Below are 23,310 nucleotides of genomic sequence, written 5' to 3' on the forward strand. Positions count from 1 at the left end.
CCACGTCCTCCTAACTCTTGCGAATCACCGGCGCGCTGACGCCGGTCAGAAGCTCATGAACGGCGGATGCCGCGGCCGTGTTCGCCCGGGCCACGGCAATCGTGTCGTTGCCCACCAGGCGCAGCCACACCCCCACGTCGCCGGGCAGCGCACTCACCCCGAAGAGCAGCGTGTCGCCGAAGTCCTCGGCGAGCACGGCGTGCAGCCGGTCGGCGAGCACCGCGACGGGCACGCGTGGCGTGAACACGTAGAGCATGGCGAGCACGTCGCGGTCGGCCAGGACGCCGAGTCCGGAGACACCGCTCGCCTGCCCGCCCGGGCAGAGCCGCACCCGGTCCAGGGCGATCAGCCGGCCGTCCGGGCGGCGCACCTCGAGGTCCGAGGCGTACACCGCGTAGGCGTGCCGCTCCCCCCGGGCCAGGCGCCCGGCGTAGACGGTCTCGCCGAGCAGCATCGTCGCCGACTCGTCGAGCACCACGGCCGTCTGCTGGTAGAAGCGCGAGTCAATGAAGGGCACCACTGGGTCGGGCAGGTACTCCAGATAGGCATCCGCCTCGACCGCTATGTTCATGACCGAGGAGGCGTAGTCGTGCTCCATCCGGTACACCTTGGTGTGCGCCTGGGTGGTGACGTGGGCCGAGGTGCCCGGGCCGAAGCTCAGGTCGGTGCGCAGCCGGTCCCCCTGCAGGATGCCGCCGCCGGTGGACATCAGGTAGGTGTAGGCCATGTCTGGGCGCAGCGTGTTGTAGTAGAGCGGGTGCATGATCTGCAGCGGCGACTTCTGGTAGTGCCGCACCAGCTCGGTCCTCCCGCCGTTCTGCGCGAACGCCAGCTGTAGGACTCCGACCTTGCCCGGGCTGCCGACCGGCAGGCTCGGCGGCGTACCCGCATAGTGGAGCACCTCGGCCGGTACCCGCGCCGGCTCGTAGAAGGCGGGCTCGAGGCGGTAGCCGCCCGGCCGCGGCTGTTTCAGCGGCAGCGGGCTGACCGGCGCCAGTGTGCCGGCCCCGGGCACCCCGTCGGCGGCATCCAGCGGCTTCGCCAACGCCGCTCTCGAGTTACTCATCCGACGAGTTCGGATCGGGCACCGTTCCATTGCGCCATGATCTCGCGATGCAGCTCATCCACGCCGTGGCCGGTCAACGAGTTGGTCAGCACGACGGGTTTGCCGTCGCGCACTCTGTTGGCGTCGCTGTGCATCACGTCGAGGTCGGTGCGCACGTACTGGGCGATGTCGATCTTGTTGATGACCAGGATGTCGCTCTCGGTGATGCCGGGCCCGCGCTTGCGCGGCATCTTCTCGCCCTCTGCGGTGTCCAGCACGAACACGAACACGTCGGCGAGCGCCGGCGAGAAGGTGAGCGTCAGGTTGTCGCCGCCCGACTCGTAGATGAGCGTGTCGATGTCGGGGAAGCGTTCCAGCATCTCGGCGCCGACGGCGAGGTTCATGGTCGGGTCGTCACGCACGGCCGTGTGCGGGCAGGCGCCGGTCTCGACCCCCACCACCCGCTCCGGGTCGAGCACCCCGGCGAGCTCACGTCGCACGTGCTGGGCGTCCTCCTGCGTGTAGATGTCGTTGGTGATGACGCCGGGCGTGCGCCCGGCCGCGATCAGCATTGGCACCAGCGCCTCCGTCAGCGCTGTCTTGCCGGAACCCACCGGCCCGCCGATGCCGATTCTCAGTACGTTCTCGCTCATGGTTGTGTTCCTTTCCCCTCATAGTGCGAAGCCCGGCTCAGCTGGCGAACAGCCGCGCCTCCGCCCGCTCGTGTTGAGCCGACATGATGTCGGCCACAGGCGCACACCCGCCGATATCGGCGACATCGCGCCGGACGGCATCCGTCGCCACCTGCTCGATCACCGCTCCGATCTCGTACAGCACGACCTGTGCGTGCCGGTGGTCCGTCAGGCGTAGCCGGAGCGCGGCGCCGACGAAGCTCACCGAGAAGGCGAACAGGTCAGAAGCGACGGCGGCCTCGGTGTCCACACCGCAGGCGGCGTAGACCACCGCCGTCGCGACCGGCTGGCACCCGGGCGTCGTGCGGGCCTTCACCCGGTTGGCGTACTCGGTGACTCCGGCCGCGTCACCGCCGCCGCCGAGCACCTCGGCGGCCAGATCGGCCAGCTGGTGGCCGCTGCGCACGGAGGCCGTGCGCATCTCGGCGTTCAGCTTGGAGGCGAACAGCCGGTGGTCGATCTCTTGAACTTCGTCCCAATCGGATGCCGTCGCGGCCCGGTGCGCCCCGGCGAGCGCTGTCGCGTCGCCGGGCCCCACCGAGTGCACGAGCAGGTCGGCCAGCAAGCCGTGCACGTCGCCGCGGGCGACGAGACGGGCCTGGCTGAATCCCTCCAGACCGTGCGACATCGTGTAGAAGCCGCTCGGGAAGGCCGAGTCTGAGAATTGCAGACTCGCCAACAGCTGGCGCGCATCCGTTGCTGCCATCAGGGCCTCAGGCCAGGAAGAACAGTTGGGTGAGCGGCAGCGACTCGGCCGGTTCGATGGTGGCCAGTGTGCCGTCGTAGGTGACCTTGTACGTCTCCGGGTCGACCTCGATCTTCGGCATCGCGTCGTTGCGCACCATGTTCGCCTTGCCGAGCTCCCTGGTGCGCCGCACCGGCAGCACCTGGCTCTCCAAGTGCAGCTTCTCCGGCACCCCTTTGTCGATGGCGGCCTTCGACATGAAGGTGATGCGCGTGCTGCGCTGGGCCTTGCCGTAGGCGCCGAACATCGGCCGGTAGTAGACCGGTTGCGGGGTGGGCAGCGAGGCGTTGGGGTCACCCATCACCGACCAGTTGATCAGGCCGCCCTTCACGATCAGCTTCGGCTTGACGGCGAAGGAGTCCACCGGCCAGAGCACGATGTCGGCGACCTTGCCGGTCTCCAACGATCCGATGTAATCCGAGACACCCTGAGCGATCGCGGGATTGATCGTGATCTTCGCCAAGTAGCGCAGCACCCGGAAGTTGTCGTGCTCCGGCGGGTCCTCCGGCAGCTTGCCCCGCTTGTCCTTGTTGTGGTGGGCCACTTGGAAGGTGCGCAGGAACGACTCCCCCACTCGCCCCATCGCCTGCGAGTCCGACGACACGATCGACAGCACGCCGAGATCGTGCAGCACCGTCTCAGCCGCGATGGTCTCGGCGCGCACGCGGGAGTCGGCGAAGGAGACGTCCTCGGGGATGTCGTGCGAGAGGTGGTGGCAGACCATCACCATGTCGAGCAGCTCGTCCACCGAGTTCACCGTGTACGGCAGGGTCGGGTTCGTCGAGGCCGGGAGCACGTTCGGGTGACCGGCCACGCGCAGGATGTCGGGGGCGTGCCCGCCGCCGGCTCCCTCCGAGTGGTACGTGTGGATGGTGCGCCCGTTGATGGCGTCGAGGGTGTTCTCCACGAAACCGGCCTCGTTGAGGCTGTCGGTGTGCACGGTGATCTGCACGTCATACTTGTCGGCCACGTCGAGCGCCATGCTGAGTGCGGCCGGCGTCGCGCCGTAGTCCTCGTGCACTTTGAGGCCGGCGGCGCCCGCCTCGATCTGCTCGATCAGCGCCTCCGGCCGCGAGCCGTTGCCCTTGCCGCAGAATCCCGTGTTCACCGACAGTGCCTCCGCCGATTCGAGCAGGCGGTGCATGTTCCAGACACCGGGGGTCGTGGTGACGCCGTTGGTGCCGTCGGTCGGACCTGTGCCGCCGCCGAACAGCGTCGTGATGCCGTTGGAGAGCGCCGCCTCCGCCTGCTGCGGCGAGATGAAGTGCACGTGCGAGTCGATGCCGCCTGCGGTGGCGATGAGGTGTTCACCGGCCAGCAGCTCGGTGCCGGGCCCGACGACGAGGTGGGGGTCGACGCCGCTCTGCGTGTGCGGGTTGCCCGCTTTGCCGATGCCCGCGATCTTGCCGTCGCGGATGCCGATGTCACCCTTGATGACGCCCAGGATCGGGTCGAGGATGATGGCGTTGGTGATCACAAGGTCGAGCACGCCCTGGGCGTCGGTGGCCTGTGGGTCAGCCGCCATCCCGTCTCGCCCGGTCTTGCCGCCGCCGTAAACGACCTCGTCGCCGTAGTGGCCCTCCGCGTAGTCCTTCTCGATCTGGATCACGAGGTTCGTGTCGGCCAGTTGCACCCGGTCTCCGACTGTCGGGCCGAAAAGGTCCGTGTATTGCTTGCGCGAGATGATCGCCATTACTTCGTCCCCTTTTTCGCCGTGCTGCCCGTCGTTTTGCCGGCCGCGGTCTTGCTCCGTTGGGCGGCGTTGGGGCGTGTGGTTGGTTTGCCGTTCTTGTAGCCGAGCTCCTTCATCCGCGCGATCGCCTGGATCTTCGTGTCCTCCGAGTCCAGCCCGCCGTTGACGAGGTTGTTGAAGCCGATGATGTGGCGCGTGCCCGCATAGGCGGTGAGCGTCACCTCCTTGGTGTCGCCCGGTTCGAAGCGGATGCCCGTGCCCGCCGGGATATCCAGGTGACTGCCATACGCCTTCTCGCGCTCGAACAGGAGCGCTTTGTTCACCTCGAAGAAGTGGAAGTGCGATCCGACCTGCACCGCGCGATCGCCGGTGTTGCTCACCGTGAGCGTGACGGTGTCGCGGCCGGCGTTGATCTCGATCTCATCGCTCATGTGATCGTATTTCGGGCTACCTAGCATGGTGTTCTTCCTTCCGCAGTCACTGCGTGTGAGTCAGGGACATCTCCGGGTGGCTGCCGCCGGCAGCCTCGGGGTGGTGGTGGCCCGTCTCCGAGTGGTCGTGAGTGTGCGCGACGCCGCGGCCGTCGCCGTGGCTGTGCGTGTGGGTGTGCCCGGCGCCCTCCGTGGCGTCGAAGGCGTGCGAGTGCGCGTAGCCATGGCCGTGATCTGCGGCGAGACCGGCGGTGATGCCGTCGTCTCCGTGGCGCAGCCCGTGCACGGCGTCGGCCACGCGGTCACGGATGACGCGCAGCACCGCCTGCTCAGACACCAGCGGCCCGTAGAACGCAGCCCCGGCGAAGTCGCCGTCACCGAACGGCACCGTGCTTGAGCGTTGGAACCCGGCCGGCACGACGACAGCCTCCGGATGCCCGAGCAGCCGGAGCCTCTGCAACGACGCGAGCAGATCGCCTTGTCCCGCGACGGCAACAGCCTCAACCTCGTTCCCCGCCCCGTGGGTGCGCACCAGGTGCGCGATGCGGTGCAGTTCTGCGTCGTCGAACGGGTTCGCCGCCTCGGCCGCGATCAGCATGGCCGCCTCGGGCGAGCGCCGACGCACCTCGACCGCCGCAGCGCGCAGCCAAGCTGTGAGGTGATCGAGCGTGCCGAAGTCCGCGGCGAGCGCGAGCCTGCCGGGGTGGAGCGGAGCCAGCCAGCTGAGAGTCTTGGCGGCGTCGGCGACCATCGTCGGGTTCCGACCGAAGGTGATCGGCACGACCACCACCGGTGCGCCCTCTGGGGCAGAGAGCAGACGGCTGACCGTGTTGCTCAGAGCGCGCCCTGACGCACTGACCTGAGTCGCAGGCAGCTGGTCAAGAAACGGGAGGAGGTCCGCGCCGTTCGCACTCTCGTGCCCACCGACCAGCACCACCGAGGCGGGTGAGTCGGTCGGCCGAGCCATCTCAGGCGCCGACCGGGTCGTGGCAGGAGACCAGCTTGCTCCCGTCGGGGAACGTCGCCTCCACCTGGAGCAGCGAGAGGCGCTCTCGCACGCCGCCCATGCAATCGCCCTCCGTGACGATGGTCTTGCCCAGCTCCATGCACTCGGCGACAGACCGGCCGTCGCGCGCCCCTTCCAGGATCGCCTCTGTGATCAGGGCTTGGGCTTCGCTGAGGTTGAGCTTGGTACCGCGGTCGCGACGTTTTCGCGCCAGATCCGCGACTTGGTAGACATACAATTTGTCGATCTCGCGTGGAGTGAGGTTCATGTCGTCCCCGGTTTTCTCGAATCGTCTGCCGGATGGGAATCCCCGACCGGATGCCACACAGGCACCATACGCCGATCACCCAGCCCGGTCTACACCCTTGAGTAATCCTCAACAGACGGGCATCCAGCCCCCATTCACGGGTGCAGCGTGCTCGAGATCGGCCGTCGTTCTAGCGCAGAGTGTGACGTTGGACGAAGCCAAGTGACTGCGGCACGAAGTCCCCGACCATCAGTGCAACCAGTTGGTTTGTCCGTGCGAGGGCTCGCAGCGCGGCCTCCACCGCGCCCGGCTCGTCGCCGTCGCCCAACTCGTCGATGCCGATCTCGGGGTCGACCGGCCCTGGAGTACGACCGTCGAAGGCCGCGGTGAGTGCGGCGAAGTTCTGCGCGGTCGCCGCCTCGAGTTGAGCCCATTGCTCGGCGGTGACCCCCGCCTGCACCGGGCTGCCACGCAGCGTCGCCCGCACGAGGTGCCTGGCGTAGTACTGCAACTCCCAGAACTCCGAGAGCAGAGTCTCGATGCCGGCGGGATCGAATGCTCCGGATGCTCGCCGCAGCGGGGCGGCGCTGGCCTGCACGGCGCGCTGTTGCTGCGCGACGGCCTGCTCGCCGCGGGTCAGTGCGGCGACATCGGCGTCGGTCGCGGCCTGCCCCTTCCGCCACACGTCCAGTGCCACGCCGGTGACGTCCTCGATGCTGCCAATCAGTTTCATCGCTTGCGCGGCGAACTTCGTGCGCGTGTGCGTTGGCAACACGATTGCGGCGATGAGCAGTGCGACGACGGCACCGATCACCGTCTCCACGATACGCACCCCGATCGCCTCGGTGCTGAGCCGGCCGAGGAACTCGTACAACTGCGCAAACATCATTGTCTGCCAGAAGCTGGTCAGCGGCGACGAGGTCGAGCGGAAGTAGCTGGAGGCGAAGACGCAAAGGGCCAGCACGGGCAGGAGCACGGCGGGGTGGGAGCCGGCCGTGATCGCAATGCCGAAGCCGACTGTTGCGCCGGCGATCGTTCCGACGATCTTCTGCGCCCCCTTCACGAAGGTCTCGCCGTCGCTGCCCCCGATCGTCTGGTAGGCGGGCATCGCCGCCCAGTACTGGTGGGTCGTCGACACGAGGGAGCCGAAGCCGAGCGCGATGCCCGTCGAGAGGGCGGCCTGAATGGCGCGTCGCCAGATCGCGGCGGATTCCCCGCTGTCGCCCGCCGTTGCGCCCTCGTGCGCGCTCTGGTGGTGAGGGCCGGACTCACCCCCGTCTGCGGCCGCCTGGACCCCGTCGGCCAGAATGGCGTCCAGCTCGGTGTCGTCTGCGGCGGTGTCAGCAGTGGTGGTGTCATCGGTCGCGGTGCCATCAAACGCGGCGCTCTCTCTCGCAGTACGCTCCGCGGCGTTCTCGTCAGCCAGCGCCGTGCTATCCGGCGCCGCCACCTCCTCAGCCCCGGGCTGGCCTGCCCCGGCGGGGCGGAGCACGAGGTCGGCCGCCCGCGCCGAGTACAGGTCGTCACTGGCCTGCTGGAGCTCGAACGCCGCTGCATAAACCCGCCGGGCCGGCCGCGGCCAGTGCGCCGGGGCGATGGGCGACTGGAGCGCTTCGGCCGCCGAGCGGTTGGGCGGCCCGCCGGGGCTTCGGGTGGCATCGGCATCGTCCGCATCGTCCGGGCTGCCCTTGCCTGTGGTGTGCCCGGCCGCTCCTACCCACGCGGGATCAGCGGGGTATCCGGCGACGTGCTTCTGCACGGTCTGCAACGCACCCGCCAGGCGGGCACGCACCTCGATCGGGATACCGGCGCCGGTGGCCGAGCGCGCGGCAACGGCGAGGTTCGCCAGCGCAAGTTCTGCGGTGTGCACCCTGGTGCGCAACACCTGGGCCTGTTGCGCCGTCAGACCGACATCCGGATCGTCCGCAGTGAGTTGGGCCACCAGGAATGCCGCCGTATGGTGGCTCTGCCGCAACTCAGTGCGTGTTCGGCGTTGCAGGTCGGGATCCCACCGGGCGGCAGACACGGTGTCGATGAGGGGCTCCAACGAGTGCAGGATGCGCTGCTCGAACGCGAACACACCGCCGCGCACCACGCGGGCATGCGCGCCCCTGTTCGGCAAGAGGGCGACCAGCACCGAGCACAACACGCCGACGAGCGCGGCCAGCGAGAATGGCAGGAACTCTGCGGGCTTCAGGCCCAGCAGCAGGGTGAAGTAGAAGCTGACGAACAGCAGCTGGCCGAGCCCGCCCAGCTGGCGGCCGAAACGCGAAAGTGCGACGCCCACGAATGCCAACAGGGCCAGCGTCACCGTGACAGGGATCGGGTCGCGCGGCACGACGATGCTGAGCCCGATGGCCAGCATCGCGGGGACGATCGTCAGCAACCCACCCAGCCGTTTCAGACCCTGGCCGGTGCCGGCAGCTGCCGCCGCGGCCCCGGTGAACATGGCGAGCATGCCACCGAAGACAGCAGCGGGCATCAGAGGCAGGCTCAGCGCACTGAGCACGCCGACGAGCACAGCCACGGCCAGCACGGCGGCACCGAGAGCGCGCGCGGCTGCGATCAGGCGCATGTATCCGGGATCGATCAGCGTGACCCTGCGCCCGATGAACGCCCGCAGCCCCGTTTCGCGGCCGCGCGGCGTCGCCACGTTCGGCGCAGGGGCCAGCACAGCGGCGGGCGCCTGATCGGCCGGGTCGTCGTACACCGGCTGGTAGTCGAGGTCCCGCGAGACGGCCGCACTGAACTGCTCGGCGCGGTAGGCGAAGGGCAACCAGTGCACGTAGCGGTTGTAGGCCTCCCGCACATCCGCAATCGGCGTCCCACCGACCAGCTCGGCCATCTTGTCGTTCACCTGCACGAAGCGGGACACCCAGGGGTCACCCGGTTCTTGAACGCGGGCCCAGCGGCGGCGGGCATGCTTCGCCCGATCCGTTTCGACCTGCAGCTGCGCGGCGAAGTCCCCCGCACTGACGGTTTGCGGAACGTCGGTGCTTTGCCATTTCAACAGCGGATGCATGTACTGCTCGAACTTTTCGAACTGCACCGTCAGCGGCAGCAGCGCCGGCTCCTGGGTGACGGGGTTCGAGCCGGGCAGGCCCCAGCGCAGACCACCGATGATTCCGGCCATCATGCGGATCGAGTACGGCAGCGAGAAGGTGTCCCTGCCGCTCTGGAAGTAGTAAGCGGAGTGGTGCAGTCGCACACCGTCGGTGTACGAGCCGAAGGTGTCGGCGATCGACTCCAGGTGCGAGTCGAGGCTGCGGGCCTCACCGCCCGGGAAATACGGCTTCAGGCTGGCGATCGGTTCGCCGACTCCGCTGCCCGGGCTGAAGAACTGGGCAGACAGAGCACGCAAGCTGCTGATGACGTCGTAGATGCCGAGCAGGAAGGTGAGGATGAGCGAGACGAGGATCACGCCGTTCAGGCTCTCGACAATGGAGAGCGCGCGCAGGAAGTCGGTGTTCGGCGAGAGCTGTGATGTACCGACGGTCGCCAGCTGTGCCGCGCTGAAGTAGACGGCGCCGAAGAAGCCGCCGTTCACACCCGAGTATTGGAAGTTGCTGCCTTCCATGTTCCCGAGGTAGATCAGCGCATACCCGAGGATCACCCCGCCGATCCAGGCGAACACGGTCACCATGATCTGCAGCCCGGTGACCTGGCGGAGCACGAGGGGGCGCCAACGGCGGGCGAGGCGCCGGGTGAGGCGCCGGGTGAGCATCCACTGCCACGACGCGAGCCGGCCGGCGAAGAAGCCGGCCTCGTCGTAATTGAGTGCAGTGAGGAAGACGTCGAGGAGGGTTACCCCCAAGATTAGGATTCCGAGGCCAACCCAGAAGGCGTCCACGCGCCCAGCCTAGGCGGCTGGACGCGTGAAGCCGAGGCCTAGCGTGCTCTTTTTTCCCTGACGCGCATGTTGACGAAGATCGGGGTGCCGGCAAAGCCGTAGATCTCGCGCAGACGGCGCTGGATGTAGCGACGGTAACCGGGGTCAAGGAACCCGGTCGTGAACAGCACGAATGTCGGCGGGCGGCTGGAGACCTGGGTGCCGAACAGGATGCGCGGCTGCTTGCCGCCGCGGACGGGGTGCGGGTGCGCTGCGGTGAGCTCGGCCAGGAAGGCGTTGAACTTGCCGGTTGCGATGCGGGTGTCCCACGACTCGAGGGCGAGCTCCAGGGCCGGAACGAGCTTCTCGAGGTGGCGGCCGGTGCGGGCCGAGATGTTGACGCGCGGGGCCCACGCCACGTGGGCGAGGTCCTGCTCGATCTCACGCTCAAGGTAGCGGCGGCGGTCGTCGTCCAGCAGGTCCCACTTGTTGAAGGCGAGCACGAGGGCGCGGCCGGACTCGAGCACCAGGTCGATGATGCGTACGTCCTGCTCGCTGATCTTCTCGCTCACGTCGATGACGACGATCGCGACCTCAGCCTTTTCGAGGGCGGTGCTGGTGCGCAGCGAGGCGTAGAAGTCGGCGCCCTGGGAGAGGTGCACGCGGCGGCGGATGCCGGCGGTGTCGACGAAGCGCCAGATCTTGCCGCCGAGCTCAACCTGCTCGTCGACGGGGTCGCGGGTCGTTCCGGCGAGCTCGTTGACTACAACGCGCTCCTCACCGGCCGACTTGTTCAGCAGGCTGGACTTGCCGACGTTCGGGCGGCCGAGGATGGCGACGCGGCGCGGGCCACCCACCTCTTCCTTGGCGACGGCCGAGATCAGCGGCAGCTTCTTCAGGACGGCGTCCAGCATGTCGGCGACGCCGCGGCCGTGCAGAGCGGAGACCGGGTAGGGCTCGCCGAGTCCGAGGCTCCACAGTGCTGCGGCCTCCGGCTCCTGGCGAGCGTCATCGACCTTGTTGGCCAGCAGGAAGACGGGCTTGCCGCTCTTGCGCAGCATGCGCACGACCTGCTCGTCGGTGGACGTGGCGCCCACCCGGGAGTCGACGACGAACAGCACGACGTCGGAGAGGTCGATGGCGACCTCGGCCTGGGCGGCGACGGAGGCGTCGATGCCCTTGGCGTCGGGCTCCCAGCCGCCGGTGTCGACGAGGGTGAAGCGGCGGTCGTTCCACTCGCCCTTGTACGAGACGCGGTCGCGGGTGACGCCCGGGGTGTCCTCCACGACGGCCTCGCGGCGGCCGAGGATGCGGTTGACCAGCGCCGACTTGCCGACGTTCGGTCGGCCGACGATGGCGACGACCGGCAGCGCGGGCAGGTAGGTGATGGCGTTGGGGTCTTCGGTGACGGCGTCGAGCACGTCGAAGTCGTCGTCTTCGAGCTCGTAGTCGGCGAGCCCCGCGCGCAGCGAGTGGGCGCGCTGGACGGCGAGGTCCTCGTCGAGCGTGCTCATGCGCTCGGCGAGATCGTCGTTGGCGTCGAAATCGTCGGTGTCGATGTCAGTCATGGATTGTCTCCTCGGTGGGTCTCTGTGGCCGTGTGGGCTCTAGGAGACCGGGGATTGCGTGTCGGCGATCACCGCGATGACGGCATCGACGGTTTCGGCAAAGTTCAGTTCGGTCGAATCGACCGTGGTCACGCCCTCTGCCGCGTTCAGGAAGTCGACCACGCGGGAATCAGCCTGATCGCGCTTCTTGAGCTCGGCTCCCGCGGTTGCGGCGGCGTCATCCTGCAGTTCGGCGGACCGTCTGGCCATTCTAGCCTCTTCCGAAGCTGTGAGAAGGATGCGCACCGGGGCGTCCGGCGCGACGACCGTGGTGATGTCCCGGCCCTCGACCACGACGCCGGGGGCGTCGACGCCGGCGGCGATGCGTCGGAACAGCTGGACCAGGTGCGCGCGCACGGCGGGCACGCGGGCGATCGCGCTGACCGCAGCACTCACCCGCGGCTCGCGGATGGCGTCGGTCACGTCGGTCTGGCCGACCCGCACGACGTAGGCGTCGGGGTCGGTGGCGATGAAGTAGTCGAAGTCGTCGAGGGTGCGGATGACGGCATCCGCGTCGTCCTTGTCGACACCGTTCTCCAGTACCAGCCAGGCCAGCGCCCGGTAGGCGGCGCCGGTGTCGAGGTAGCCGTAGCCGAGGGTGCGGGCGACGGCCTTGCTCACGCTGGACTTGCCGCTGCCGGCTGGGCCGTCGATGGCGACGAAGACGGGGGTTGAAACAGCCATGCTTTAGCCTGCAATCCGCCAGCCGCGGGCGACCAGCTCGGTGGTGAGGCGTTCGACTGCCTCGGGAACTACGGAGATCTCGGCCAGGCCGACCTGTACGCCCTGCGCGTGCTCGAGGCGGAGGTCCTCGAGGTTGACGCCGATCTCGCCGATCTCGTGCAGCAGGCGGGCCAGCTGTCCGGGGGTGTCATCGACCATCACGATCATGGTCGAGAAGCGCTTGTCGATGCCGTGCTTGCCGGGCAGCCGGGCCACGCCGGTGTTGCCGCCAGCGATCTCCTCGGCCACGCGGCGGCGGGCGCCGGGGGCGTTGACGTCTTCCAGCGCCTCGATGAAGCGGTCGAGGTCCTCGCGGTAGGCGGTGAGGATCTCGCGCACCGGGGTGGAGTTCGCGCCGAGGATCTGCACCCAGAGCTCTGGGTCGCTGGCGGCGACGCGGGTGACGTCGCGCAGGCCCTGGCCGGCGAGGTTGACCGAGGCACTCGGCGCGTCGACGAGGCGGCGGGCCATCAGGCTAGACACGACCTGGGGCACGTGCGAGATCAGGGCGACGCCGCGGTCGTGCTCCTCGGCGCTCATCTCGACGAGGGTGGCGCCAAGGTCGAGGATGAGGTCGTCGATGGCGCTGGCCCGCTTGTACGAGATGGCGTCGTGGCCGGCGACCACCCAAGGGCGGCCGACGAAGAGGTCGGCGCGGCCGGCGAGGGGGCCGCCGCGCTCCCGCCCGGCCATCGGGTGCGAGCCGACGTAGCGGGACACGTCGGCGCCACGCGCGATGAGGCTGTCCAGAATCTGCAGCTTGACGCTGGCGACGTCGGTGACGATCGCGTCCGGGTAATCGGCGAGCTCGCGCTCGACGACGTCGGCGGTCACGTCCGGCGGAACGGCGACGACAATCAGCTGCGGGGCGTCGCCTGCTGTGGCGGGGCGCCCGGCGCCGAGGTCGGTGGCGATGCTCACGTTTGTCGGCGAGGCGTCAGCGAGGAAGACCTCGATGCCGCGGGCGCGCAGGCCGAGGCCAACGCTGGTGCCGAGCAGGCCGGCGCCGACGACGCGCACCGGGCCGGCGAGCCGGCTCTCTGCGTTGGGGTTCACTGCCATCACAGACCGCGCTTCTTCGGGTTCTTGTCGGCCTGGCGCACGGCGTACCGTTCCTGGGCTTCTGCGCCGTCGCGCGAGATGGTGAGCACCTGGCCGAGCTCGGCCTTGCTCAGCTCGCGCATCTGGCCGATCGGCAAGGTGCCGAGGTTCAGCGGGCCGAACTGGCGGCGCACCAGGTCCACGACCGGGTGGCCGACCTCGGCCAACATGCGCCGCACGATGCGGTTGCGCCCGGAGTGCAGGGTGATCTCGACGACGCTGTGGGTCTGCGAACCGGCCGGGTCGGAGAGGATGCGGGCCTTGTCGGCCTTGATCGGGCCGTCCTCCAGCTCGATGCCACGCTGCAGCAGGGCGATGGTCTGGGCCGTCATCTTGCCGCGCACCTTGGCGACATAGGTCTTCGTCACGCCGAAGGAGGGGTGCGCCAGGGTGTGTGCGAGGTCGCCGTCGTTGGTGAGGATGAGCAGACCGCTGGTCTCGGCATCCAGGCGGCCCACGTTGTAGAGGCGTTCCTCGAACTGGTCGGTGAAGTAGCTGAGGTCGGGGCGACCCTGCTCGTCGTTCAGCGAGGAGACGACGCCGGTCGGCTTGTTCAGCATGATGTAGCGCTTGCTCTGGTCGAGCTGCACACCAAGGCCGTTGACCGAGACCAGGTCGGTCTCCGGGTTCACCCGGGTGCCGAGCTCCTTGACGACGACGCCGTTCACCGAGATACGGCCCTCGACGATGTACTCCTCGACGACGCGGCGGGAGGCGATGCCGGCGGCGGCGAGCAGCTTCTGCAGGCGAACGCCTGTCGGGCCGGCATCCGGGATGCGCACGAAGTCATCGTCGGGACCGAAGTCTTCCGCGTCGTAATCCTTGGGGTTGAAGTCATCGGAGGTCATGGCTAAATCCTTCCGCGCCGTCCTCGAGAAGAGGAGAGATCGGCGGCAGTTCGTCGAGGGAGTTCAGACCGAGCTGCGCGAGCAGCAAGTCGGTCGTGGTGTAGTTGATGGCGCCGGTTTCGGCGTCGGTGAATGCTTCGGTGATGAGGCCGCGGCCGAGCAGCGTGCGCACGACGGAGTCGACGTTCACCGCCCGGATCGAGGCGACGGAGCCGCGGCTGATGGGCTGCTTGTATGCGATGACGGCGAGCGTCTCCAGCGCGGCCTGGGAGAGCTTGCTGGGGTTCTGCGTCATCACGAAGTCAGCTACGACGGTGTCGTACTCTGCGCGCACGTAGAAGCGCCAACCGCCGCCGACCTCGCGCAGTTCGAAGCCGCGGCGCACACCGGCGGGGTTGCCCGCTGCGTCGACGCCGTCATAGTCGTTGACGAGGCGTGCGACGGATGCCGCCACCTCCTCGACCGGCCGGCCGATGGCGGTGGCCAGGTGCACCAGGCCCTGCGGCTCGTCAGCGACGAGCAGCACGGCCTCCAGGGCGCGGTCGATGTCGAGTGCGTTGTCGGTCTCTTGCACAGTTCCAGTCTCGGTCTCGGTTTCGAGTTCAGGCATCGTAATCTGCTCCCAGGTTGGCGAGGCTGTCGTCGGTCCAGACCTCCGCTGTCCAGCGCAGGGTCAGCTCGCCGAGCGGCTCGAGCTGCTCGAAGGCGATCGCGGCGTGCCGGTACAGCTCGAGCACGGCCAGGAAGCGGGCGATGACGATGCCCTTCTGCCCCGCCGTTTGGTCGAGCCCGCTGATCAGCTGCCGGAACGTGACCGGCTCTCCCCCGCGCAGCACGGCGACGATGTGGGCGGCCTGCTCGCGGATGCTGACGAGCGGCGCGTGCAGGTGGTCCAGCCCGACAACCGGGATGGCGCGCGGTGCCATGGCGAACGTGGCGAGGGCGGCGAAGTCGGCGGCGGAGAGGCTCCAGACGAGTTCGGGTGTCTGCTGGCGGTACTTCTCCTCCAGCCGCACGGTGCGGGCGTGCCGCTGCGACTCCACTTCGAGGTGGCCGGCGAACCAGGCCGAGGCCTCCTTGAACGCTCGGTACTGCAGCAGTCGGGCGAACAGCAGGTCGCGGGCCTCCAGCAGTGCGACGTCTTCCGCGTCGACGAGCTCGCCCTGCGGCAGCAGCCCGGCGACCTTGAGGTCGAGCAGAGTGGCGGCCACGACGACGAACTCGCTGGCCTGGTCGAGCTCCTTCTCGGAGTCGAGGCCGCGCAGGTAGGCGATGAACTCATCGGTGACGCGGCTGAGCGACACCTCGGTGATGTCCAGTTCGTGCTTGGCGATCAGGCTGAGCAGCAAGTCGAACGGTCCGGAGAAGTTGCTGAGCGCGACGGAGAAACCCCCGTCGCCGGTGGGTGCTTCGTGGGGTGCTGGCGCGAGGCCGCTAGGCGACGGCGCCACGACTGACCAGTTCCCTGGCGAGCTGCCGGTAGGCGCGGGCCGCCGCGTGCTCCGGTGCGAACTGGGTGATCGGGGCGCCGGCGACGCTGGCATCCGGGAACTTCACGGTGCGGCCGATGACGGTCTCGAGCACCTTGTCGCCGAAGGCCTCGACGACACGGTCGAGCACCTCGCGCGAGTGCAGCGTACGCGAGTCGTACATGGTGGCCAGGATGCCGTCGAGCTCGATGGCTGGGTTCAGCCGGTCGCGCACCTTGTCGATGGTCTCGATCAGCAGCGCGACGCCGCGCAGGGCGAAGAACTCGCACTCCAGCGGGATCAGCACGCCGTGGCTGGCGGTGAGGGCGTTGACGGTGAGCAGCCCGAGCGACGGCTGGCAGTCGATCAGGATGACGTCGTAGTCGTCGCTGACCTTGCGCAGCACGCTGGCGAGGATCTGCTCGCGGGCGACCTCGTTGACCAGGTGCACCTCGGCGGCGGAGAGGTCGATGTTGGCCGGGATGACGTCGAGTCCCGGAACCCGGGTCTTCTGGATGGCGTCGGCCGGCTTGGCGGAGCGCGACAGCAGCAGGTCGTAGATGGTCGGCACGTCGTGGGTCTGCACGCCGAGTCCGGCCGAGAGGGCGCCCTGCGGGTCGAAGTCGATGGCCAGCACCCGGCGGCCGTACTCGGCCAGCGTCGCGCCCAGGTTGATCGTCGTCGTGGTCTTGCCGACGCCGCCCTTCTGGTTGCAGAGGGCGATGATGCGGGCCGGGCCGTGGCTCTTCAGCGGCGCGGGCACGGGGAAGTCGGTCTGCGGGCGGTTGGTCGGGCCCATGCCCGGCTCCTGCCGCACGCCCCGGCCGTAGGCGAGGTCGCCCATGGCGGAAAGTTCAGCGAGGGGAAGTTCTGCCGAGTGGTCTCGCTTGCTCGCCACGCTGATCTCCTGGTCTGGGCCGATGCCCACTCAAACTGTTGCCTGTGTCGCGCCGTCGCGGCGAGGCCGCGGGGCACTCAGACGATTCTAGCGAGCGCGCGGGTGGGCACTCGTGTACATATCGCGCAGAGTGTCGGCCGTGACCAGGGTGTAGATCTGTGTGGTGGCCACCGACGAGTGGCCGAGCAACTCCTGCACGACGCGCACATCGGCGCCGCCGGCCAGCAGGTGGGTGGCGAAGGAGTGTCGAAGCGTGTGCGGGGACACCTCGATGTCGAGGCCCGCACGGGCGGCAGCGGCCCGGATGATGAGCCAGGCGTTCTGCCGGGATACCCGCTGGCCGCGGAGCCCGAGGAACAGCGCGGGCGTGGCGGTTCCCCGGCGGGAGAGCACCGGACGGGCGCGCACCAGGTAGGCGTCGAGTGCGGCCCTGGCGAAGCTGCCAACGGGCACGATGCGCTGTTTGCCGCCTTTGCCGAGCAGGCGCACCACGTCTTGGTCGATCACGTCATCGACGTTCAGGTCGACCGCCTCAGAGACGCGGGCGCCGGTGGCGTAGAGCAGCTCGAGCAGTGCGCGGTCGCGCAGCTGCTGGATCTCGTCGCCGCGAGTGGCGTCCAGCAGTGCCTCGACCTGCTCGATCGTGATCGCCTTGGGCAGTCGGCTGCCGAGCTTGGGCGGCTTCGTCTCGTGGGCGACATCCGTCTCGGTGTGCCCCTCTTCGAGCAGGAAGCGGTGCCAGCCGCGCACCGAGGAGAGCACCCGGGCGATCGAAGACGCCTGGAGCGGCTCCTCCTCGCGCGTGCCGAGGTGCTGAACGAACGCGCCGACGTGGTTGCCTGTGACACCGGACGGGTCGTCGACGCCCTCCCCCGCCAGCCACTGCGTGTACAGGGCGAGGTCGCGGCGGTAGGCGGCGATGGTGTTGGTCGAGAGCCCGCGCTCCACGGTGACATGGCGCAGGTAGTTCTGCACGGCGCGCTGCATCGCAGTGGGCGGTGGGGCGGGCGGCAGCGTCGCTGGGTCCTGGCCGGGGGCTGTCGCCGTTTCCGGCTCCATGCTCATTCCCCGAGCGCTTCGCTCTTCGGATGCCGCGGCCAACTCGTGTCGCCGGCATCCAGTCCCTGCCACCCGCGCGAACGGGCCACCGTGGCGGCGAGCGCGCCGATCACGAGCGAGGGGTTCTGCAGCCGTCTGGCCATGACGGCGTCGACGAGCTCGTCGAGGCCGACCCAGCGCAGCTCGATGTCGGCTTCCTCATCGCTGCGCGGGAACGGCGACGCCGTCGCAGTGAGCCCGCGGGCCAAGTAGATCCGGATCGCCTCGTCGCTGCCGCCCGGCGACGTGTAGAACTCGCTGAGCACGCTCCACTCTGCGGCCTGCAGGTCGGTCTCCTCGGCGAGTTCGCGCTGCGCAGCGCGCAGCGGGCTCTCCCCGCGGATGTCGAGCAGGCCGGCCGGGATCTCCCACTCGCGCATCCGCACCGGGTGGCGGTACTGCTTGATCAGCAGCACACGCTCCGCATCGTCGATGGCGAGCACTGCGACGGCCCCGCTGTGGTCGACGTACTCGCGCTCGATCTCGGCGCCGTTGTACTCGAAGCGGTCGCGACGCACACCCCACACGCGCCCGTCGAAGACGGTGCTCGAGGAGAGCACCGGGGCCGCCTGCCGGGTGTCGGCAAGCGGCTCGCGGGGCTCCTCAGCGTGTGGCATGTGCGTCGCTACTCTGCTCCGTGACGTGGTTTCGTTGCTCGGGCGCCGTTACTCGGCGTCCTTGACCTCGAACAGGCGGCTGGCCTGCTGGCGGTCGAGGGCGGCAGAGACGAGGCCGCGGAACAGCGGGTGCGCGTTGTTCGGGCGCGAGCGCAGCTCGGGGTGTGCCTGCGTCGCGACGTAGAACGGGTGCTGGTCGCGCGGCAGCTCGACGAACTCGACCAGATGGCGGTCGGGCGAGGTGCCGGAGAACGACAGGCCGGCCGCCGCGATCTGCTCGCGGTATCCGTTGTTGACCTCGTAACGGTGGCGGTGGCGCTCGGTGATGAGCGTCGAGCCGTACAGCTCGGCCACGAGCGAGCCCTCGGCGAGCGCCGCCTCGTAGAGGCCGAGGCGCATGGTGCCGCCCAGGTCGCCGCCGCTGATGATCTCGACCTGCTCCTCCATGGTCGCGATCACGGGGAACTCGGTCTCCGGGTCGAACTCGGTCGAGGACGCGCCGGTCAGGCCGGCCTTGGTGCGGGCGTACTCGATGACCATGCACTGCAGGCCGAGGCAGAGGCCGAGCGTCGGGATGCCGTTCTCACGGGCGAAGGTCAGGGCTCCGAGCTTGCCCTCGATGCCGCGCACGCCGAAGCCGCCGGGCACGCAGATGGCGTCGAGCGGGGCAAGGTTGCGGGCAGCACCCTCCTCGGTCTCGCACTCATCAGAGGGGATCCACTTGATGTTGACCTTGGTCTGCTGGGCGAAACCGCCGGCGCGCAGCGCCTCGGTCACCGAGAGGTAGGCATCCGGCAGGTCGATGTACTTGCCGACCAGTCCGATGGTGACCTCGTGCTTGGGCTCGTGCACGGCATCGAGCACCTTCTGCCAGCCGTCCCAGTTCACGTCGCCGGCCTTGGCCAAGCCGAGCTGCTCGATGATGTAGGCGTCCAGGCCCTGCGCGTGCAGCACGGTGGGGATGTCGTACACGCTGCGGAGATCCGGCGTGTTGATGACGGCCTCCTCCTCGACGTCACACATCAGCGCGATCTTGCGCTTGTTGCTCTCGGTCACCGGGCGGTCGCTGCGCAGCACCAGCGCGTCGGGCTGGATACCGATCGAGCGCAGGGTGGCAACGGAGTGCTGGGTCGGCTTGGTCTTCTGCTCGCCGGAGGCGCCCATGTAGGGAACAAGCGAGACGTGCACGAAGAAGACGTTCTTGCGGCCGAGCTCGTGCCGCACCTGGCGGGCGGCCTCGAGGAACGGCTGCGACTCGATGTCGCCGACGGTTCCGCCGACCTCGGTGATGATCACGTCGGGCTGGGGCTCTTCGCTGGCCTGCAGGCGCATGCGGCGCTTGATCTCGTCGGTGATGTGCGGGATGACCTGCACCGTGTCTCCGAGGTACTCGCCGCGGCGCTCCTTGGCGATCACCGTCGAGTAGATCTGGCCGGTGGTCACGTTGGCGGCCTGGCTCAGGTTGATGTCCAGGAAGCGCTCGTAGTGGCCAATGTCGAGGTCGGTCTCAGCCCCGTCGTCGGTCACGAAGACCTCGCCGTGCTGGAACGGGTTCATCGTGCCCGGGTCCACGTTCAGGTAGGGGTCCAGCTTCTGCATCACAACACGCAGCCCGCGAGCGGTCAGAAGGTTGCCGAGGCTCGCCGCCGTCAGACCCTTGCCCAATGAAGAAACGACACCACCGGTCACGAAAATGTGCTTGGTAATGCCGTCTGAGTTGTCCGCGTTCTTATTGTTCACCACGGGCCTCGATCTTATCAGGCCAGATCCTGAACTTGGCCAGTGTGCGCAGAATCGGTTCGGAGCGGCGAGTCGCCGCCCCGAACCGATGCGTTACACAACGGGTGATCAATTCGTGGGGCCTGCCCAGAAATCGTCGTACGACACCACGATCGGCGACGGGCTGGCCGTGCTGCTCAGGTAGCTGTACAGGCCGATCGAGCCCGGCGCTTGGAGCGCCGCCGTTGCGTCTGTCGAGCTCACCAGCCAGCTGGCAGGCTCGGCCGCACCAACCTTCCATGCCTTCGCACGGATCGTCGTCGGCGCCGTGCTGAAGACCTGCACGCGCAGGTTCAGCTTGTCTCCCGTCGCGTAACTGACGCCAGAGAGGTTCGCCGACTTGAGGATCGTGTCCGTGTTCAGCTGTGTTTGCAGCTGAACCGCCCCCGATGCGCTCACGACGACACGAGCCCCATAGCTGGCCGCACCGACCTGACGGGCGACCACACCGGCGTACATGCTGCTGGCCGTTTGTCGCGTGAACGAGATCTTCGTCTTCAGGTCCGTGTCCGTGGACGAGACCGCATTGAGGAACACCCTCATGCTCGTGCCCGATTTCGCGGTGATCTTCGCTTCCCCACCATTGACGGCGAAGGACGACGCGTTGGCCTGGGGCGCCCAGGCCCCGCCCGTCTCGGCGGTGCCGAGCCCACCGGTGACGGTGCGCGCGAAGGTGTCGACAGCGAAAGCGCCGCCCGGGGTGGCCGTGACCGTGATCGTCTGGCTCGCGGTGCCCGTTGCCCCCTTGTTGTCGGTCACCGTCAACGTCACGGTGTAGGTTCCGGCCGCCGCGAAGGTGTGACTTGCGCTGATGCCGCTCGCGGTGCCGTTGTCGCTGAACTTCCAGGCATAGCTGGCGATGGTGCCGTCCGGGTCCCGTGAGGTGGAGCCGTTCACGGCGACGGTGAGCCCCGTGGCGCTTGCGGTCAGGCCGGCGCTCGGCGCGATGTTGGCCGCGGCATCCGGCGTGTTGGGCAGCCCCGGTGTTCCCTGCACGCCGGACGCAGCGCGCCAGTTCGCAGGGTCCGCGTTGTCTGCCGTCGGCGACAGCAACTCGAGCGACGGACCGGTGCCGTCTGCGGCCGCGGGCCACGGGGCGGCATTCGTGTAGCTGACGGAATCGACGATGCGCGTTCCGGCCTTCAGGATGACGGCCTCCCCCGCATCGTCAAGGGTTCCGCTGAAGCTCCCGCCGACGAGGCGGTTGGCCCCGGTGTAGGCCGCACGGAACGCGACATCCGTGGCGACGAACACCACGCGTCCTCCGGCCGGCACTACGGTTCCCGGTTGGATAGTGAGGCCGACGGCGTCGATGGTCCAGCCAGAGATGTCCACGGCGGTTGTGCCGGGGTTCGCGAGTTCGATGAACTCGCCGCCGGTTCCGGCCGGGTGGTACTGGATCTCGTTGATCACGACCGCGGCGTTCGGCGACTGGGAGACGGGAACGAGCTTGCCCGCACCGGTGTTGCCTATGATGGCCGCCCGCCGGTCGGCGAGGCCCGCAATGAAAGCCGACCGTGCCGATGCGGGGTGTATCCGCCCCACTTGGCGCGATCCAGGTTCCACTCGGGGGTGGTCTTCGTTGAGATCGCGTCCCACTGTGCCTCGAACTGCCCCGCCGCCAGGAACTGGTCGGAGAGGGTGCTCAGCCGCCGGTAGAACATCTCCTTGAACTCGGGGTACTTCAGCATCGCCTGGGTGAACCGGTTCGAGGTGTCCGGGGTGAGGAAGAGCCCCTTGCCGTCAGAGGCTGGCACGGTGAAGATCCAGTTGAGGTCCCAGTGCCACATCTCCCAGCGGCCTGTTCCCTCGGTATCGCGGGCCAGCCACCAGTTGTACCAGCCGCTGTCCTGGTGGCGCATGATCGAGTTGATCGCCATGTAGTTGATCAGCTCCGGCACGTTGACGTTCTCGTAGATCCACGCCTGCTGGGCGGCCGACGCCGGGGCGTCTACCGTGTTGCTGAGTGTCCAGACGTCCGTGAAGTCCTCGTCCTCGCGGGTCTTCTTGTCGAGCCAGAGGGCCGCCTTGAGCGCGGCCGGAGATGCCGTCTTGCCGACGGCGCCGCCGTCGGCCTTGTAGATGGCCCAGTTCTTCACCCCTTGCGCGGTCCGCCAGGAGCCGTCCTCGGTCTCCATGATGCGCCCCAGGCTCCAGAAGGCCGCGTTGCGCTGGGTGCGCACCGGGATAATGCTCAGGCCGCGCGCCCCCGCCGCCTTCACGGTGCTCCAGCCGACGTCGGCGAAGTTGGCCGAGTAGTTCTGCAGCGCAAACTTGTCGAGTGCGTAGGGCAGTTGGCCACCAAGGTCGAACTTGTACCCGGCCGGCATCACGACCTTCCAGTTGACCTTCGCGTCGGTGCGGGAAGAGTTGCCACGCACGCTCATCTGCACGCCGTCGATCACCTCGCCGTTGTAGGCCCAGACGGCCGCACCGGCGACATCGTCGAGCCGGTGGTTGGCGAGGATGTCGGCGTAGACGGCGTCGTCCATGAACCACTCGATGACGGGCAGCTGGCTGGTGACCGCGCTGTCCCTGACCACGACGCCGCGGTAACGCATCGACTCCCCTGCCGCGGGCATCGAGTAGGCCTTGCTCCCGGCCATGGCGTCGATGCGGTAGCGAATCAGCTTGCCACCCGACTGCGCGGGGATCGTCGCGGCATAGACGCCGTCGCCGGCGCCGCCCGGGCTAGCCGCGTCATCCAGGAATGGGATGGCGACGTCGGCCGCGAACATGATCTTGTAGCTCAGCGTTGCCGTCGAACCCGGCTGCAGGCGAGCGCTGACGACCACGGCTTGACTCGGCGTTGGCCGGGCCGGCGTGGCCAGCGTCTCGGTGATGGCCGGCGGCACGCCGGTTCCGTTGATCGAGTTGACGGCCTTGGGGGTGCCGCCGGTCGCCACGCTCGCGCCCCAGCTCTCGGGCAGGGTGTTGTCGGAGAGCAGGTCGCGCAGCTCCAGCGTCGGGCCGGTTGCGTCCGGGGATGTCGGCCACGGGGCGACGTCGGCGTAGGTGACGGTGTCGATGACGGCGAGCGCGCCGTCGACAAGGGTCACGGTCTCGCCGCTGTTGCTGAGATTGCCGCCGTAGACCGCATCCGGGGCGAACCCATAGGTCAGCTGGAACCGTGCGGCATCCTTGCCCACCACGAGGTAACCGTTCGCGGGGATGACGGTGCCGGCCGGCAGGGTGCCGGTCACGCCGGCGCTGAAGGACCAGCCGGAGACATCGATGCTGGCCGCGCTGGTGTTGCTCAGCTCAAGGAAGTCGTCGCCGTCGACGTCGGAGACGGCATGGTAGTTGAGCTCTGAGATCACGATCCCGCCGGGATCCGCATACGCCGGTGCCGCTTGCACGACGACCAGAGCTCCACACGTCATCGTGAGGGTCAGTGCGAGGGCCACGCTTCGGGTGCGCTGAATCGCCATTGATTCGTCTCTCTCCAGAGATACTGTGAGCGCCGGCGCTTGGGTAGGCGC

Annotated in this window: 20 protein-coding genes; all 20 read right to left on the reverse strand. The window is 68.5% G+C overall.

Annotated elements, in window-relative coordinates; genetic code table 11:
- Window positions 1-10 precede the first annotated feature (10 nt).
- Window positions 11-1,066 carry an urease accessory protein UreD gene (locus AWU67_RS08520; RefSeq protein ID WP_129586670.1) on the reverse strand — a complete coding sequence of 352 codons (1,056 nt, stop codon included), beginning with the start codon at window positions 1,064-1,066 and terminating at the stop codon, window positions 11-13.
- Entirely contained in the window at window positions 1,063-1,698 is a 636-nt protein-coding gene (ureG, locus tag AWU67_RS08525) for an urease accessory protein UreG (RefSeq protein ID WP_067227893.1), read from the reverse strand. Before ureG ends, AWU67_RS08520 begins: the two co-directional genes overlap by 4 nt.
- A gap of 37 nt (window positions 1,699-1,735) precedes the next feature.
- On the reverse strand, window positions 1,736-2,443 hold the full coding sequence (locus AWU67_RS08530; RefSeq protein ID WP_067227895.1) for an urease accessory protein UreF: 708 nt from the start codon (window positions 2,441-2,443) through the stop codon (window positions 1,736-1,738).
- A 7-nt stretch (window positions 2,444-2,450) separates the two neighbouring features.
- Entirely contained in the window at window positions 2,451-4,175 is a 1,725-nt protein-coding gene (gene ureC, locus AWU67_RS08535; RefSeq protein ID WP_067227897.1) for an urease subunit alpha, read from the reverse strand.
- A complete protein-coding gene (locus tag AWU67_RS08540) occupies window positions 4,175-4,606 on the reverse strand; it encodes an urease subunit beta (RefSeq protein ID WP_234407402.1) in 432 nt (143 codons plus the stop codon). The genes ureC and AWU67_RS08540 overlap by 1 nt, the downstream gene beginning before the upstream one ends.
- A gap of 46 nt (window positions 4,607-4,652) precedes the next feature.
- The gene (locus tag AWU67_RS08545) at window positions 4,653-5,573 is read right to left on the reverse strand and encodes a hypothetical protein (protein ID WP_067227902.1); all 921 of its coding nucleotides are present in this window, start codon (window positions 5,571-5,573) and stop codon (window positions 4,653-4,655) included.
- 1 nt (window position 5,574) lies between these two features.
- Entirely contained in the window at window positions 5,575-5,880 is a 306-nt protein-coding gene (locus AWU67_RS08550) for an urease subunit gamma (RefSeq protein WP_067227904.1), read from the reverse strand.
- A 169-nt stretch (window positions 5,881-6,049) separates the two neighbouring features.
- Window positions 6,050-9,709 carry an FUSC family protein gene (locus AWU67_RS08555; protein WP_129586671.1) on the reverse strand — a complete coding sequence of 1,220 codons (3,660 nt, stop codon included), beginning with the start codon at window positions 9,707-9,709 and terminating at the stop codon, window positions 6,050-6,052.
- Window positions 9,710-9,747: 38 nt separating this feature from the next.
- Window positions 9,748-11,256, reverse strand: coding sequence for a ribosome biogenesis GTPase Der (gene der / locus AWU67_RS08560; protein ID WP_067227909.1), 1,509 nt, complete (start codon window positions 11,254-11,256; stop codon window positions 9,748-9,750).
- Window positions 11,257-11,295: 39 nt separating this feature from the next.
- Window positions 11,296-11,979 carry a (d)CMP kinase gene (gene cmk / locus AWU67_RS08565; RefSeq protein ID WP_067227912.1) on the reverse strand — a complete coding sequence of 228 codons (684 nt, stop codon included), beginning with the start codon at window positions 11,977-11,979 and terminating at the stop codon, window positions 11,296-11,298.
- Between the two features lie 3 nt (window positions 11,980-11,982).
- The gene (locus tag AWU67_RS08570; RefSeq protein ID WP_067227914.1) at window positions 11,983-13,080 is read right to left on the reverse strand and encodes a prephenate dehydrogenase; all 1,098 of its coding nucleotides are present in this window, start codon (window positions 13,078-13,080) and stop codon (window positions 11,983-11,985) included.
- On the reverse strand, window positions 13,080-13,967 hold the full coding sequence (locus AWU67_RS08575; protein ID WP_082716863.1) for a pseudouridine synthase: 888 nt from the start codon (window positions 13,965-13,967) through the stop codon (window positions 13,080-13,082). The genes AWU67_RS08570 and AWU67_RS08575 overlap by 1 nt, the downstream gene beginning before the upstream one ends.
- Entirely contained in the window at window positions 13,954-14,577 is a 624-nt protein-coding gene (scpB, locus tag AWU67_RS08580) for an SMC-Scp complex subunit ScpB (RefSeq protein ID WP_067227916.1), read from the reverse strand. Before scpB ends, AWU67_RS08575 begins: the two co-directional genes overlap by 14 nt.
- Complete coding sequence (locus tag AWU67_RS08585) at window positions 14,570-15,418, reverse strand: segregation and condensation protein A (RefSeq protein WP_067227918.1); 849 nt, start codon at window positions 15,416-15,418, stop codon at window positions 14,570-14,572. The genes scpB and AWU67_RS08585 overlap by 8 nt, the downstream gene beginning before the upstream one ends.
- The gene (locus tag AWU67_RS08590; RefSeq protein ID WP_067232404.1) at window positions 15,402-16,280 is read right to left on the reverse strand and encodes a ParA family protein; all 879 of its coding nucleotides are present in this window, start codon (window positions 16,278-16,280) and stop codon (window positions 15,402-15,404) included. Before AWU67_RS08590 ends, AWU67_RS08585 begins: the two co-directional genes overlap by 17 nt.
- A 141-nt stretch (window positions 16,281-16,421) precedes the next feature.
- A complete protein-coding gene (xerD, locus tag AWU67_RS08595) occupies window positions 16,422-17,393 on the reverse strand; it encodes a site-specific tyrosine recombinase XerD (RefSeq protein ID WP_425339181.1) in 972 nt (323 codons plus the stop codon).
- A gap of 2 nt (window positions 17,394-17,395) precedes the next feature.
- Window positions 17,396-18,049, reverse strand: a complete 654-nt coding sequence (locus AWU67_RS08600; RefSeq protein ID WP_067227921.1) for an NUDIX domain-containing protein — start codon at window positions 18,047-18,049, stop codon at window positions 17,396-17,398.
- 48 nt (window positions 18,050-18,097) lie between these two features.
- The gene (locus AWU67_RS08605; protein WP_425339182.1) at window positions 18,098-19,792 is read right to left on the reverse strand and encodes a CTP synthase; all 1,695 of its coding nucleotides are present in this window, start codon (window positions 19,790-19,792) and stop codon (window positions 18,098-18,100) included.
- A 105-nt stretch (window positions 19,793-19,897) separates the two neighbouring features.
- Window positions 19,898-21,241: a PKD domain-containing protein gene (locus AWU67_RS08610; protein ID WP_199922270.1), complete on the reverse strand. Its 1,344-nt coding sequence runs from the start codon at window positions 21,239-21,241 to the stop codon at window positions 19,898-19,900.
- A 56-nt stretch (window positions 21,242-21,297) separates the two neighbouring features.
- Window positions 21,298-23,259: a CotH kinase family protein gene (locus AWU67_RS08615; protein WP_067227926.1), complete on the reverse strand. Its 1,962-nt coding sequence runs from the start codon at window positions 23,257-23,259 to the stop codon at window positions 21,298-21,300.
- Between the last annotated feature and the right edge of the window lie 51 nt (window positions 23,260-23,310).

The organism is Microterricola viridarii, from assembly GCF_001542775.1.
Lineage (GTDB): Bacteria > Actinomycetota > Actinomycetes > Actinomycetales > Microbacteriaceae > Microterricola > Microterricola viridarii_A.